The organism is Salmonella sp. 741265073_HBA (assembly GCF_046569105.1).
Taxonomy (GTDB): domain Bacteria; phylum Pseudomonadota; class Gammaproteobacteria; order Enterobacterales; family Enterobacteriaceae; genus Salmonella; species Salmonella enterica.
Genome location: NZ_JBKFRY010000019.1, coordinates 14,818 through 29,219 on the forward strand (window position 1 = coordinate 14,818; position 14,402 = coordinate 29,219).

11 protein-coding genes are annotated in these 14,402 nt (G+C 55.2%); 1 reads left to right on the top strand and 10 read right to left on the bottom strand.

The genetic code is table 11. The features are described from left to right. Window positions 1–146 precede the first annotated feature (146 nt). The 4 genes from mukB to cmoM are packed head-to-tail and all read right to left on the bottom strand — an operon-like array spanning window position 147 to window position 7,416. The gene (mukB, locus tag ACLD3P_RS19920) at window positions 147–4,613 is read right to left on the bottom strand and encodes a chromosome partition protein MukB (protein WP_079962729.1); all 4,467 of its coding nucleotides are present in this window, start codon (window positions 4,611–4,613) and stop codon (window positions 147–149) included. Then, the gene (gene mukE, locus ACLD3P_RS19925) at window positions 4,613–5,317 is read right to left on the bottom strand and encodes a chromosome partition protein MukE (protein ID WP_000060025.1); all 705 of its coding nucleotides are present in this window, start codon (window positions 5,315–5,317) and stop codon (window positions 4,613–4,615) included. Before mukE ends, mukB begins: the two co-directional genes overlap by 1 nt. Continuing rightward, the gene (gene mukF, locus ACLD3P_RS19930; RefSeq protein WP_001288828.1) at window positions 5,298–6,620 is read right to left on the bottom strand and encodes a chromosome partition protein MukF; all 1,323 of its coding nucleotides are present in this window, start codon (window positions 6,618–6,620) and stop codon (window positions 5,298–5,300) included. The genes mukE and mukF overlap by 20 nt, the downstream gene beginning before the upstream one ends. Next, the gene (gene cmoM, locus ACLD3P_RS19935; protein ID WP_001154025.1) at window positions 6,613–7,416 is read right to left on the bottom strand and encodes a tRNA uridine 5-oxyacetic acid(34) methyltransferase CmoM; all 804 of its coding nucleotides are present in this window, start codon (window positions 7,414–7,416) and stop codon (window positions 6,613–6,615) included. Before cmoM ends, mukF begins: the two co-directional genes overlap by 8 nt. A 135-nt stretch (window positions 7,417–7,551) precedes the next feature. Between cmoM and elyC the strand changes: the two genes are divergently transcribed. Further along, window positions 7,552–8,328 (top strand): envelope biogenesis factor ElyC, encoded by a 777-nt coding sequence (gene elyC / locus ACLD3P_RS19940; protein WP_024797288.1) that lies wholly within the window; start codon window positions 7,552–7,554, stop codon window positions 8,326–8,328. On the opposite strand, the gene ACLD3P_RS19945 is transcribed toward elyC, so the two are convergent. The 6 genes from ACLD3P_RS19945 to msbA form a co-directional block, all read right to left on the bottom strand. Then, a complete protein-coding gene (locus tag ACLD3P_RS19945; RefSeq protein ID WP_000436888.1) occupies window positions 8,308–9,201 on the bottom strand; it encodes a YcbJ family phosphotransferase in 894 nt (297 codons plus the stop codon). The genes elyC and ACLD3P_RS19945 overlap by 21 nt on opposite strands. Window positions 9,202–9,411: 210 nt before the next feature. Beyond that, window positions 9,412–10,158 (bottom strand): 3-deoxy-manno-octulosonate cytidylyltransferase, encoded by a 747-nt coding sequence (gene kdsB, locus ACLD3P_RS19950; protein WP_000011576.1) that lies wholly within the window; start codon window positions 10,156–10,158, stop codon window positions 9,412–9,414. Further along, complete coding sequence (ycaR, locus tag ACLD3P_RS19955) at window positions 10,155–10,337, bottom strand: protein YcaR (RefSeq protein ID WP_000350055.1); 183 nt, start codon at window positions 10,335–10,337, stop codon at window positions 10,155–10,157. Before ycaR ends, kdsB begins: the two co-directional genes overlap by 4 nt. 51 nt (window positions 10,338–10,388) lie before the next feature. Next, the gene (locus ACLD3P_RS19960) at window positions 10,389–11,621 is read right to left on the bottom strand and encodes a winged helix-turn-helix domain-containing protein (RefSeq protein ID WP_411006563.1); all 1,233 of its coding nucleotides are present in this window, start codon (window positions 11,619–11,621) and stop codon (window positions 10,389–10,391) included. Between the two features lie 43 nt (window positions 11,622–11,664). After that, window positions 11,665–12,642, bottom strand: a complete 978-nt coding sequence (gene lpxK / locus ACLD3P_RS19965) for a tetraacyldisaccharide 4'-kinase (RefSeq protein ID WP_000561679.1) — start codon at window positions 12,640–12,642, stop codon at window positions 11,665–11,667. Beyond that, window positions 12,639–14,387 carry a lipid A ABC transporter ATP-binding protein/permease MsbA gene (msbA, locus tag ACLD3P_RS19970; protein ID WP_000551246.1) on the bottom strand — a complete coding sequence of 583 codons (1,749 nt, stop codon included), beginning with the start codon at window positions 14,385–14,387 and terminating at the stop codon, window positions 12,639–12,641. Before msbA ends, lpxK begins: the two co-directional genes overlap by 4 nt. Window positions 14,388–14,402 lie beyond the last annotated feature (15 nt).

The window sequence follows — 14,402 nt, forward strand, 5'->3', positions numbered from 1 at the left end:
TTTTTCAGATAAAGAAAAAGGCGGCTTTCGCCGCCCCAGGGTAATGATAAAGCAGAACTTGTTGTGCCGGATGGCGGCGTAACCGACTTATCCGGCCTTGCCTGATAAGCGAGGCGCCATCGGGCACTTCATTATTTCTGCCGTATTTAACTCGCTTCTGAAGGCGTATCTTCCGTCTGCGTACCGGGAAGCGTTTCCGGAAGCTGCGGCGCAAAGCCACGCAGCCCGACAACATGAACATGCTCAGTATTCTGAAACACTTTACGCACCAGCTTATAGGTCGTGCCCTTCTCCGGACTGATGTTTTCCGGCGCGGCGATGATGAGCTGCATCTGCAAACGTTCGCATAGTTCAAACAGCGTGGCGATAGAGCGCGCATCCAGACGCGCCGCTTCATCGAGGAACAGCAGGCGACATGGCGAAATATCTTTCCCGCGCAGTCTGCGCGCTTCGTCTTCCCAGCTTTGCACCACCATCACCAGAATTGACATCCCGGTCCCGATAGCTTCACCCGTGGATAGCGCGCCGGATTCCGCACGCAGCCAGCCGTCGGACCCACGGTTAACTTCAACTTCCATTTCCAAATAGTTACGGTAGTCCAGCAGCTCCTCGCCGATGGTCTGCGGCGTGCGTTGCCCCATATCGATCTGCGGATTCAGACGCTGGTACAGTTTCGCCAGCGCTTCGGAGAAGGTCAGACGATTGCTGTTAAACAGATCCTGGTGCTGCTCCTGCTGTTCTGAAAGCACATCCAGCAAGGTGGCATGCGTTTCACGCACGTTGACGTTTAACCGCACGCTATTCACCTGGCCAAACGAGACGCTTTGCAACCCCTGGTTCAGCATACGGATACGGTTCTGCTCACGCTGGATAGTCTTGCGGATAATGTTTGCCACGCTGCGGGAACTGATCGCCAGCTTTTGCTCACGCGATGTCAGCTCTTCCGTCAGACGGCTCAGCTCAATCTCCATTTGTTCAATGGCTTCAACCGGATCGTCGGTACGAATAATATCCTGACGAATACGTTCGCGCAGATGCTGGTAAACGGCCACAAAGAACTGGATTTTACGTTCCGGGCGTTTCGGATCTTCCGACAGGCGCAATACGTCGCGTAAATGTTCGTTATCCGCGACGGCCAGGCGCAGCGCGCCCAACGCCTTATCCGACATGGAGCGCAGTTCATCCGCCGACAGATAAGCCAGCTCACGACGGTGCAGACGGCGTTCCACGCCATTGTCTTTCACCATCCGCATGACCGCGCACCAGCCGGCTTTCGCGGTCACGACCTGCTCGCGCATTTCATGATAATCGCGCTCCAGCTTGCGCAGCTTACGGGTCAGGTTATCCATCTCCGCTTCACAGAAGGTGAGCGCTTTCTCAAGCTGATTGCGACGCGAACGGTTATTGCTCAACTGGGCGTGCAGTTCATCGCGACGCTGGCGGGCGCGTTCTTCCGCCCCGCTGTCGGCGCGAACGCCAATATCCTGTAATTCGCGCTGCAAATCGTTAAGCAGCTCTTTTTTCGTGTCGTAAGAGCTTTTTAGCGAGGCCAGGACCTGGCTGTACTGACTTAACTGCGCGGCATGGCTGCGCAGCGCTTCGCGGGCGCGGGTACGCTCGGCTTCCGCCTGCTCCAGCCGCTGGCGCAGCTTTTCGTTGAGATCGCTGTTGCCGCTCAGCATTTCCGCCGAGTCGGAATAGCTGAAATGCGCCCGACGTTCGACGACTTCAGCCAGCGCAAAAGCCTGCTGGCGCGCGTCGCGCTGCATTTGCTGCGACCAGGCATAGTCTTCTTTTAACTGCTCAAACTGTTCCGGATCGCTTTGCAGAACGGAAACCACCGGCTCCAGTTTGGCTAACTGGTTGCCATATTGCTGCACAAATCGCGCCGCTTCCTGCGCCTCATCCAACCGTTCCTGAATTTCATCGACCCGATCGGCCAGCGTTTCATCGGCCAATAAATTCAGCCGCGGCAGCAAACGGTTAAGCGCGGAAACGCCCTCTTTCGCCTGCTCAAACTGAAGGCGCTGTTGCTGGTTGTCGCTTTCATGCGTCGCCAGCGCGCGCTCCAGCTCGACGCGACGCCCGTTCAGTCGGCGAATTTCCGCTTCCGGATCGTCCTCAAAAGCGACGGAAAGGTGGCTGCCGATAAAACGGCTGAACGCCTGGTGCAAACGCTGGGTTTTCTGCACGTCAAACGAGAGCGTGGCAAAGCGCTCGGAAAGCACTTCCCGTTCCGCATGGAGACTTTCAATACGGTTCTCGCGCGCCGCACGGCCAAAAATAGGCAGCGACGGGAAACGCGAATAACGCCACTGACGGTCGGCAATTTTCACGACCACCGCCTTTTCCAGCTCGTCAACGCTGAATACGCTGTCATCAAAAGACTGCGGATCGCCTTCGATCAGGTACAGATCTTCCGGGCAGTCGGTCAGACCTTCAAGCTGTTCGGCTATTTGCGATAAATCCGGTACGACGATCGCATGGCGCGACGGGCCATACAGTGCGGAAAAGTACGGCGCATCTTCAAGGCTGACATCATCGTAGATTTCCGACAGCAGTACCCCGCCAAAACGCTCCGCCAGCGCATTCAAACGCTGGTCTTCCGCGCCGCCCGGCTGGCTTAAACGTTCGATCTCTTCATCAACCGCATTTTTACGCGCGCCCACTTCGTCGCGTTCGACAATGGCTTCGCGCTCACGTTCCAGTAGCTGTTGCAGGTATTCGGTCACTTCCTGGCTGGACGTAAACTCCTCGCCGCACTGTTCGCTAAGCTGGTTCAGGCTATTCTGCGCCGCCAGCCAGACAGGAGCGCGTTGCATCAGATGCTGGATACGGGATTGCAGCTGTTCCTGTTCCTGACGCAAGGCCATACGCTGTTCGCTGGCTGACGATACGCTATCAGACAAGGACGCGATGCGGGCTTCCAGCTCCTGATGCAGCGCTTCCAGTTCGTCAATATCAAAATTTTTGCCCTGTCGCTTACAGAACTCCGCCAGCAGACGTTCCGCCTCTTGCTGCTCGCGCAGCCGCTGTTCCAGTTCGCTCAGGCGCATCCGCAGCGGCTGTACCTGTTCCGCCAGATGACGCTGGTTCACGCCGTCCCGTAACAGCTCGCGCGCCACGTCCCAGGCTTCGCTACGCGCCAGCGGGCCGTTGATCGCCGCCACCAGCTGATAAGCCTGCTCAAACTGGCTGTGCGCGGTTTGCGCCACGCTCATTTTTTGTTCCAACGACAGCAGTTTTTCCGTAGCTTCCTGCTCTTTTGCCTGGAAAGTATCCAGCCATTCGGCGGCGCTTTCCGGCGTTAGATCCGGCAGATGGCAAAGTTCTTTAGCGCGGGCAAGCGCTGATATCGCCTGGTTATACTGAATCGCGCGCGTTTGCTGTACATCCAGCGCCTGCTGGTAATCCGCAAGCTGGCTTTTGAGTTCATCGACTTCCAGCTCGGCGGCTTCGGCACGCGCTTCATTTTCGTCCTGCATTTCGGCGGCTTCCGCCACCACTTCATTTTGCTCTTCGAGTCGAATCTGCAGCTCTTCAAGATCCGCTTCGTAGCGTTCAATTTTTTCCTGCTGGCGCAGCGCAGTTTGCACCAGATTCAGGTGATCGCTCGCCGCCTGGTAATCCGCTTCAAGAGAACCTTCGGCACCGTTATGTTCGCCCAACTCACGGGCCATATCGACGTGCTTGTACTGCTCCGCCGCCAGTTGTTTGCGCGATGTGTACAGTTCGCGTCGAAACGCCAACGCCTGATCAAGGTGAACCCGACGCTCATTAGCGTGGCGCATATAATCCGCCGCCACATAATCGGTGGCTTCGCTGATCAAATGCTTAAACAGATCGCGATCGGATTGGGTAACACGAATCGCTTCCAGCGTGAGTCGGTTCTCGCGCAGCGCCGCTTCCATATCCTGGAATGCCTTGCGCACACCGCTGTTTTCCGGCAATAAATAATCGCGCAGCGATCGGGTAATGGCGCTGGAGATCCCGCCGTACAGCGAGGCCTCTATCAAACGATAGAATTTACTACGATCGGAAGCGGAGCGCAGACGACGGGCGATAATCCCTAAGTCAAACATCAGCGAATGATAATCGGTGATGGAGTTAAACTGCTTAAACTGCACGCCTTCCATCTCGTCAAGCTTGTCTTTCAGCTCAGCAAGCGACAGTACGCGCGCCTGACGTTCGTTTAATGTCTCCGTCACCAGTTGTGTCGGCTGTACCGACATCGGCAGCCCCTGGATAGCGAACGGTTTGATGTCCACTTTGCGATCGCGCCCAGCGACCTGCTGCAGACGCACGCCGACCACCACCCGCTGATGGCGGGAATTAATGGTGTCGAGCATGGAGTAACAGACGCCCGCCTTCAGCTTACCGTGTAAACCTTTATCGCGCGAACCGCTGGTGGCGCCGGCTTCCGTGGTGTTACGAAAGTGCAGTAATGTGAGATCCGGGATCAGCGCCGTGACGAACGCCGCCATCGTCGTGGATTTCCCGGCGCCGTTGCCCCCGGATAACGTCGTGACCAGTTCATCCAGGTCAAAAGTGCGGGCAAAAAAACCGTTCCAGTTAATCAGCGTTAGCGAGCGAAATTTACCGCGTTCAATCATTATTCTTCCTCTCCACTGTCCGGCTGACTCTCTTCGGTCTCATCATTAAGTTGCAGATGGTTTTCAATGGGCATCGCTTCCCCGTCGCGGATGAGACGACGCTGCGCCTCGCGAGGATCGTCGCCGGCGCGGACATCCGCGCCAAAGCGGAAGACCGATTCGGTAATGCGGAATTTGCTGCTATCGTGGCCCATAAACCATACCATGCCCAAACGACGCAGGCGGTTTAAAGAAGAACGCACCTTTTCCTGCAGTTTCTGACGGTCAACGTCAGATCCCGTCGAGCGGTTATTCACCAGCTTTAGCAGTTTGGCTTCGTCCGCAAGGGTAAGCAGCTCGTCGTACAACTCCTGCTGAGTAAAGATCCCTTCGTTGGCCAGACGCTCCGGGCTAAGATAGAGGTAGCAGAGAATTTTACCGACCATCATATCCAGTTCGGATAACACCGAGCGCGGGATAAGCGTGGTAGAACGCGGACGCAGGTAGAAGAACCCCTCCGGCGCGCGAATCAGTTCCACGTTATAACGCGCGTAAAACTCTTCCAGGTATTCCTGAAAATCCATCAGAAAGGCATGATTATCCAGTTCATCCAGCCCGATGTGGCGGCCCGAACGTAATGCGCTATCCAGCGCCGGAAATAACGGATTCGCCAGCGCCTGCGCCAGCTTAACCGGCATCACTTGTTCAATATTTGTCAATGACATGCGCCTGTACCTTGGCTCCGTAATCATTAATCGGCTGCCATTTGGCTGGCAGTCCGGTGAAATCTGCTTGCGCTACGCCAAGACGTACCGCTTGATCGATAACAATACGCGCCACGTCGAAATGACGCGCGCGCGGGTATTGCGCCAGATACTCGCGCACCACCAGCCCAAGATCCAGTGGCGTTTGTCTGGTTTTGTAGATAGCCAGCTGTTCTTCAATGATGGCCGCTAACTGCTCGCGGATCTCGTTAAACTCTTCATATTCCAGATCCGGCGGCAACTCCCCGGTGACTTCATCGTCACGCAACGCCATCTCTTCATCGCGCATATCCAGCAGACGATCGGCATTCGCGTAGGTTAGCGCCCACGGATCGTCAAAATAAGTCTGCACGGACTGGCGCAACCGCTGGGCGAAGACACGGTTTTTATCCATATCGATCGCGGTACGGATAAATTTATGCACGTGACGATCGTAACCGATCCATAAATCAATAGACTGCTGACCCCAACTGATAATGCGGTCGAGTTTACTTTGTAAGTCAAACACCAGCCTGTCGACAAAATGCAGATCGTCGTGTGTCATCGTGGCATCCTGAATGCGCAGCAGGTTAGCCTGCAGCTTATCGCCCGCCGCCTCCAGCGTATCCTGCAACTCGCGCAGCGTACCGGACGTTTCGGAAAGCAGCAGTTCACAGCTGGAAATCGCCGCCCGCCAGTCTTTATTCAGCAGTTGTGCGATATCGTCTTTCACCTGCTGCTGCTGTTCATCCATGATGCGCTGGGTGAGATCGATACTGTCGAAAATCTCCGCCACCGAATATTTCAATGGCGCGTAAACGTTGCGATGCCAGTGGAACTCATCGCCACCCTCCGCTGCCGCATCCGCCGCGCGCTTCAATTCGCCGGCCACAATCGACAACTGCATAGAAAGACGCAGCGTAGAGAATTCACGTTGACGAATGTAGTAATCGGTGATGCCAATCCCGAGCGGGGTTAATCGGTAAATCGCATTGCCTTCCGCCTGCTCGCTGGTAAAGCGGTTCAGCAGACGTTGACGCACCATATCGTTAATCGCGTTATTAGCGCGCACGCCGATGGTTTCGCTGGTTTGCTCAAACGCATCACTCACATGGCGGAATGCATCCACCAGCTCGCCTTCACTCATCTCGCCGTCAAGGCGTTCGCCGTTCAACGTGGCGACCGCCAGCAGAAAGGAAAGTCTGTCTACCGGCAGCGAGATGGAAAAGTCGTTTTTTCTGGCCCAGGCAACCAGTTCGGGGACTGTCTGGGAAAATTCACTCATAGGTTATCCTTGCATCTGCGGCTAGCGCCGGGCTTTTAATCGCGGTGACATGAATGTAGCGCCCAAGGCTAATATACGGCTCCTGGCGGCAATAACGCGTTTCCAGTTCGACCAGGGTCTCATAACAGTCACGCTGCTGGTGTTTTTCACGCAGATAATCATGAAACACACGCACGCCGGTTTTACCGGTAATCTGCCAGCCAATCGCCTCCAGCCACTGGTACACCTGCGCGGGGTCGCGCGGGTAGTCAGGCGACAGCGTGCGCTTCTTGCGTTTAGGCATCCCCGCCTGCACGTAGTCAAAATTACCCGCCACCATATTGTGCATCAGCAAACCGTTAGCGTTATAGAACATCAACGACAGCGCGCCGCCAGGGCGCAATACTGACCAGAGCGTTTCTAATACGCCGACAGGATCGGCTACCCACTCCAGCACAGCATGAAACAATATCAGATCAACCGGGCTTTCCAAATGCGAAGCGACGTCCTGAGCCGGGCATTGTATAAAATGCATGTCTTTGCTCACACCTTTTGCCTCGGCCGCCTGCCGCGCGCGGGCGATCATTTCGCCAGACAGATCGCATAACGTCACCTGATGGCCGCGTTCCGCCATCTTAATCGCCGTTTGCCCTTCGCCGCCGCCGGCATCCAGTACCCGCAGTTTTCGCCCGCCAATCTCCTCCAGCACGCGATCCAGGTCTTGCCACAGAATGGCTTGCCGCAGTTGTCCTTTGGTCGTGCCGTAAATGTTACGGGAAAACTTTTCAGCAATGTCATCAAAATTGCGATCCTGCATCGGACTCTCCACAGGCTGGCTCAGGCGTTATCTGATAAAACCGCTATTTTGTCACAGCCGCGGCGAGAATGAACCTGTCTGGTGTAATATCACCGTTAATCCTCCGCTATATGGTTAAAAAAGGAACCAAAAAGGATGCTTTTTACGCTAAAGAAAGTGATTGGTGGTATGTTATTGCCGCTTCCGCTGATGTTGCTGATGATTGGCGTCGGCCTGGCGCTGCTCTGGTTTAGCCGCTTTCAGAAGACCGGAAAAGTATTTATCAGCGTAGGTTGGCTGGCGCTATTGCTATTAAGCCTGCAACCCGTTTCTGACCATCTGCTGCGTCCGATAGAAAACCGCTACCCTACCTGGCAGGGTTCGCAAAAGGTGGAATATATTGTGGTTCTCGGCGGCGGTTATACCTGGAACCCGCAGTGGGCGCCGAGCTCTAATTTAATTAACAACAGTTTACCGCGGCTGGCGGAAGGCATCCGGCTGTGGCGCGCGAATCCGGGAGCAAAGCTGATTTTTACCGGCGGCGTAGCAAAAACCAATACGGTAAGCACGGCGGAAGTCGGTGCGCGGGTGGCGCAGTCACTGGGCGTACCGCGTAGCGATATTATTACGCTGGATAAGCCAAAAGATACGGAAGAAGAAGCCGCCGCCGTTAAGCAGGCCATCGGCGACGCCCCTTTCCTGTTGGTAACCTCCGCCTCGCATTTGCCGCGTGCGATGATTTTCTTTCAGCATGCCGGGCTGAATCCGCTTCCCGCGCCGGCGAATCAGTTGGCGATCGATTCGCCGCTCAATCCCTGGGAGCGGGCAATTCCGTCCCCGGTCTGGCTAATGCACAGCGATCGCGCTGGGTATGAAACATTAGGACGACTTTGGCAATGGCTGAAAGGCATATCAGGCAAGCCAGGGGAGTAATGATTTCGCCGCCAGATCAAAGTTGGTACGGTTAAAACGTCCGGTATTGACCAACTGTGCAACCTCGTCCCACAGCACATAGAGCCAACGCCGCCAGATGAAGGACTCCGCCACTGGCGCGCGTTGCAGATAATGCCAAAGCAATCCCTCCGCCAATGGATTATCCATCAGGCGAAACAGTTCGAACTCTCTCGGCGCCCACAGCATCAGCCCGGGGCCGACCATCGCCAGAAGCTGATCGCTACGGGCGTCTTTAAGCATACTGCGCAGGCAGAAGTTGCCATGCACCAGTACGCAGTTGTCGTTAAACCCTTCAAATAACGAAGGAAGACATTCTCTGGTACGAAACAGAATGCGTTTGTCCTGCATCGTCAGGCCGGTATTGCTGAACTGATTTAGCGTCGTCCACAGCACCTCCACCCGCTGACGATACCAGGAAGGCCAGATATTCTCCTGAGTATGGTCTACGGCGCCCACGCAACCGCGGCTATCCTGCCGATGCCAGGCTAACAGCCCTTCGACAATCTGATCTTTTAGCTGTTCCCAGCGTTCCGGAGTGCGCGCCGGCGCCTCGACCGGCACACCGCGCAGTCGTTCCAGCAGCAGCACATCCGGACCAGGATGCTCTTCATGCGTCAATACGCCATAGATTACCGGCATCCTCACCGTACCGCTACGCGCCAGCATTGAGGTTTTCCATGCCAGTTGCTGCGCAACGCCGGGAGTGGTAAAACTTCGCGCCATCAGCGGCATCGGAATTCCCTGGCTGTCATATAATGACCACAATGCGGAATCCGCTTTCTCATTCACGCACTCTATACGGCTAAGTTTTTCACCCAACAAATGACTGAGTTCGGCCCGCAACTGTTCCATTCCAGATTACCCCCATTAGTGCTACTGCTTTAATAATGAGCGTCGTATGGACAGATGTCACCCGTATCAGATCAAGGGAAGAAAAGAAAAATGAGGAAAATCGTAACGGTACGAGAAAGCCGCCACTGATGAGCAGACGTGAGTATTCATCTTTGCGCTATCATACCGCGCTGTTCATGACCGTCTAAGACGATCATGAACAGGATCATGTTAACGCATTTCAGCGCGCACGCGCTCCAGGTCGTCGGCGGTGTCTACGCCCGTGCCGGGCACCGCTTTGGCGACGGCGACATGAATTTTTTCGCCGTACCACAGCACACGGAGTTGCTCCAGCATTTCAATATGTTCCAGCGGGCTGGGTTGCCAGCTCACGTAACGGCGGATAAATCCCGCGCGATAGCCATAAATGCCCAGGTGACGAAGGCAAGTATCCCCTACCGTTTCCAGACTTTTTGCAAAGCGATCGCGATCCCAGGGAATCGTCGCCCGGGAAAAGTAAAGCGCATAGCCTTCAGCATCCAGCACGACTTTTACCGCATTCGGGTTAAACGCTTCTTCGGCGCTGTGAATCGGCACCGCCAGCGTCGCCATGCCAACCTGGCGCTGCGCCAGATTTTCCGCGACCTGGCGAATAATAACCGCCGGGATCATCGGCTCATCGCCCTGAACGTTCACAATAACGGTATCGTCGCTGAATCCGCACTTCTCTACCACTTCCGCCAACCGTTCGGTGCCGGACTGGTGATCGGCGCGCGTCATGCACACTTCGCCGCCAGCCGCTTCTACCGCACGAGCCACGTCTTCATGATCGGTCGCGACAATAATGCGTTCCGCGCCAGATTCACGCGCCCGCTCCAGGACATGAACAATCATGGGCTTACCATTAATATCCACTAATGGTTTGCCTGGCAGTCGGGTAGATGAAAAACGGGCCGGAATGATGACGACGAAACTCATGATTTACTCTCATCAGATGTCAGGGCGCGAGCTTCATTTTCCAGCAATACAGGAATGCCGTCGCGTAACGGGAAAGCGAGATTATCCAGTTTGCAAATTAATTCTTGCTTTTCCTGGTTATACCAGAGTTTGCCGTTACATACCGGGCAGGCGATGATTTCAAGCAGACGATGATCCATAGTTCCTCCAGATGGACCGGATTGTGAATCCTTCAATATTAACATAATCGGTTATGATGCAGGGTCTATTTCCCAGCCATGACGCATGGCGCTAAACAGGCCTGGCGGACATTGTCCCAGCGTCACGCGCGATGCCCGTTGCCAGGCAGCAAACGCGCTAATCGCCTGCCAGATTCCTTTTTGCAGACTAACGCCAGGACGAATATCGTCCTCCAGATACAGCGAGATAACCTCAAGTACCCCCGTTTTACGGTGCATTTTGGCGTCCATTCGCCCGACTAAACGGCCCTGGTATAATAGCGGCAGCACAAAATAACCGTACTGGCGCTTCGCTGCGGGCGTATAACATTCCAGCCGATAGTTAAATCCGAAGAGCTGCGCTGCCCGCTTGCGATCCCATACCACAGGATCGAAAGGCGACAGCACTGCGCTATGGGTCGCCTTTAAGGCGTTATTTAGCGCCGGTTCAAGCTGCGAAAGAAGATCGGCATGAAGCCACATCCGCCCCAACGTTTCCACCTCGACCGGAATAATCTGCTGCTGTTCCGCCCGGCTCTCCCGCCATCCCTTCAGGTCAGGACGTTTCAGGCGGTAGTAATCCGCCAGCCACTGTTCACGGAAAATCCCCAGACTGCGCGCGCTATTATCCAGCATCAGGCTTTCCGCCTGCGACTGTGACAGTCCATCGCGTTCATCATCCCAGTGCGGCATCACACGGGGCGTTAAATCATAGACACGTTGAAAATTACGCCGCTCAACAACCATGACTTTTCCGGCGGTAAATAAACCCTCAAGGTGGCGTTTATGCGGTTTCCATTCCCACCAGCCGCTGACGCCTTTCCGCGCATGTTCAAAATCGGCAGAACGCACCGGACCGTGCTCCTGAATATGCCGAACCAGCTGTTCTATTTCTTCCGCGTGTTCATGCATCCATGCCGCGCGATATTTCCAGCCCATCTTTTCCGGCGACAGCATACGATGGCGGATAAGTTTAAAGTCGCGGCGTGGTAAGAAACAGGCCTCATGCGCCCAGTATTCCATTAACTCGCCGCGTCGCAGCGCCTCATCCAGCCAGGCCTGCGGGTACGAACCGAGACGGCTAAACAGCACCAGATAGGGGCTACGTGCGACAACATTGATGGTATCAATTTGCAACAACGCCATGCGTGAGATGGCGGCAAGAACATCGCCAGGCATCGCGTTACGGCGCGGCTTTTTCAATAGCCCCTGCGCAGCAAGGTGAAGACAACGGGCCTGGGAAAGAGAAAGGTACGGCAATGACATTCATGACTCCATAAATTCATCACTGCCGCAGCATTGGGGTACGCTAGCGAACCAGCGAGGTGATATGTTCAAGCAGCTTATCAGGCTGCTCACCGGACAAACGCGCATCAACCGGTAAGAACCACCAGTTATCTTCGGCAAAAGCACGGCATTTCACCGCGTCTTTTTCCGTCATTACCAGGGTCTGCCCTTCACCGACCAACGCCTGAACGTCAGCAGGGGCGAGCGTTTGATGATCGGCCAGCGGGACGCACTTTTGCGGATGCGCGCCACAGGCTTCCAGCGTCGCGAAAAAGCGCGGCGGATGACCGATGCCCGCCATCGCCACAATATTGCTCAGTTGCGCCACATCGCAACGCGCTCCCGTACGTAAGTTCACCGCCAGTCCAGGCGCTAGCTGCATGGGGATTTCGCCCGCCCGGGCGACGCCGCCATTCACGATAGCGGCGTCCACGGTTTTCAGGCGACTGGCGCGTTCGCGCATAGGACCGGCAGGAAGCCACCAGCCGTTGCCAAAGCGGCGCACGCCGTCAATCACCACAATTTCAATATCTCGCGCGAGTCGGTAATGCTGCAACCCATCGTCGGTGATAATAATCTGCACATTATGCGCCGCCAGAATCGCTTTCACCGCCGCGGCGCGTTCAGGCGCCACCGCGACAGGCGCGCCGGTCCGTTGATAAATCAATACCGGTTCATCTCCCGCTTCTGCGGTTGTCGTCTCCGGCGTCAGGAGCAGCGGATAAGCGGCAGCTTTCCCGCCGTAGCCGCGGGAAACGACCCCCACGCGCACGCCACGCTGTTGCAGCTTTTCCACCAGCCAAATGACTACGGGTGTTTTACCGTTACCGCCAGCCGTAAGATTCCCTACCACAACCACCGGTACCGGCGCTCGCCAGGCGCGTTTAAAACCAAGCTTATAGCTCAGACGAATCGCCCCGCTCACCAGGCCATACAGCCAGGAGAGCGGCAGCAGTAACCGCCATAGCGGGGATTCACCCGACCAGATACGCGCAATCATTGGCCAAATTGCATCTTATGTAGCTGGGCGTAAACGCCGTGTTGCGCCAGCAGCTCGCTATGAGTGCCGCGCTCAACGATAATACCGTCTTCGACTACAACGATCTCATCCGCCTGTTCGATGGTAGAGAGACGGTGCGCAATCACCAGAGAGGTACGGTTTTTCTGCAGCTCATCCAACGCGGCCTGAATCGCACGTTCAGATTCGGTATCCAGCGCGGACGTAGCTTCATCAAGGATCAAAATCGGGCTGTCGCGCAGTAAGGCGCGGGCAATCGCGATACGCTGGCGTTGACCGCCGGAAAGCAGTACGCCGTTTTCGCCGATGATGGTATCCAGGCCATTATCCATCTTGTTGATAAAGTCCATGGCATAGGCCATGCGCGCCGCCTCTTCAATCTGCTCGCGGCTATATTCTTCCGTCCGGGCATAAGCAATGTTATTGGCGACCGTGTCGTTAAACAGATGCACGTTTTGCGAAACCAGCGCCACCTGATTACGTAGAGAGGCCAGAGTGTATTCGCGTAGATCGTGACCATCCATGAGGATGTGTCCTTCATCAATATCGTAGAAACGGGTGATCAGACTGGCGATAGTTGATTTACCCGATCCGGAACGCCCCACCAGCGCCACGGTTTTCCCGGCAGGAATTTTCAAATTGATGTTACGCAATGCCGGCACTTCACGGCCCGGGTAAGTAAACGTCACATTGCGGAATTCGAGATCGCCGGTCGCGCGGTCAATGACACGTTTACCTTCATCTTTCTCCTGTTCGCTGTCCAGAATCGCAAACAACGTCTGACAAGCCGCCATCCCACGCTGGAACTGCGCGTTAACGTTTGTCAGCGATTTTAATGGACGCATCAGCGCGATCATGGAGGAGAACACCACGGTGATGGTCCCTGCCGTCAGGCTATCCATTACGCTTGGGAAGCTCGCAGCATAGAGGACAAACGCCAGCGCCAGCGAGGCAATGAGCTGAATGATAGGATCGGAAATTGACGAGGCAGAGACCATTTTCATGCCTTGCAGTCGCATCTTATTGCTGACTTTATCAAAGCGTTTAGTTTCGACTTCCTGACCGCCGAAAATCAGTACCTCTTTGTGTCCTTTCAGCATTTGTTCAGCGCTGGTAGTCACTTGTCCCATCGTGTTCTGCATATTTTTACTGATGCTGCGGAACCGCTTTGAGACAACGCGAATCGCAATCGACACAATCGGCGCTAAAACAACCAGGATGATCGACAGCTGCCAGCTGTAATAGAACATCATGATGAACAATCCGATGATCGATGCCCCTTCACGCACCACGGTAATCAGTGCGCCAGATGAAGAAGAGGCAACCTGTTCTGAATCGTAAGTAATACGCGACAGCAGCGTACCGGTAGACTGTTTATCAAAGAAGGCGACGGGCATTCCCATCATATGGCCAAACAGGCGACGGCGCATGGTCATTACCACCTTGCCTGACACCCATGAAATACAGTAGCTGGAGATATAGCTAGTGATGCCTCGTAATATCATCAGCCCAATAACCACCAGCGGCATCCACAGCAACACTGAGCGATCCGTTTTACCGAAACCATCATCCAGTAATGGCTTGAGGAGCGATAGCATGAAGGTATCGCTGGCTGCGTTGAGAATTAACGCTATGCCCGCCACGATCAGACCTGCTTTAAAAGGCGCTATGGTTGGCCACAGTCGGCGGAAGGTCTGCCACGTAGAGAGATCTTTATCGTTATGCATTCAAAAAACCAGCAT

Bases quoted from the DNA above. Each gene is read 5' to 3' on its own strand.
- mukE (WP_000060025.1), bottom strand. From the start codon at position 5,317: ATGTCATTGACAAATATTGAACAAGTGATGCCGGTTAAGCTGGCGCAG.
- cmoM (WP_001154025.1), bottom strand. From the start codon at position 7,416: ATGCAGGATCGCAATTTTGATGACATTGCTGAAAAGTTTTCCCGTAAC.
- lpxK (WP_000561679.1), bottom strand. From the start codon at position 12,642: ATGATTGCGCGTATCTGGTCGGGTGAATCCCCGCTATGGCGGTTACTG.
- ACLD3P_RS19945 (WP_000436888.1), bottom strand. From the start codon at position 9,201: ATGGAACAGTTGCGGGCCGAACTCAGTCATTTGTTGGGTGAAAAACTT.
- mukB (WP_079962729.1), bottom strand. From the start codon at position 4,613: ATGATTGAACGCGGTAAATTTCGCTCGCTAACGCTGATTAACTGGAAC.
- kdsB (WP_000011576.1), bottom strand. From the start codon at position 10,158: ATGAGTTTCGTCGTCATCATTCCGGCCCGTTTTTCATCTACCCGACTG.
- ycaR (WP_000350055.1), bottom strand. From the start codon at position 10,337: ATGGATCATCGTCTGCTTGAAATCATCGCCTGCCCGGTATGTAACGGC.
- msbA (WP_000551246.1), bottom strand. From the start codon at position 14,387: ATGCATAACGATAAAGATCTCTCTACGTGGCAGACCTTCCGCCGACTG.
- mukF (WP_001288828.1), bottom strand. From the start codon at position 6,620: ATGAGTGAATTTTCCCAGACAGTCCCCGAACTGGTTGCCTGGGCCAGA.
- ACLD3P_RS19960 (WP_411006563.1), bottom strand. From the start codon at position 11,621: ATGTCATTGCCGTACCTTTCTCTTTCCCAGGCCCGTTGTCTTCACCTT.
- elyC (WP_024797288.1), top strand. From the start codon at position 7,552: ATGCTTTTTACGCTAAAGAAAGTGATTGGTGGTATGTTATTGCCGCTT.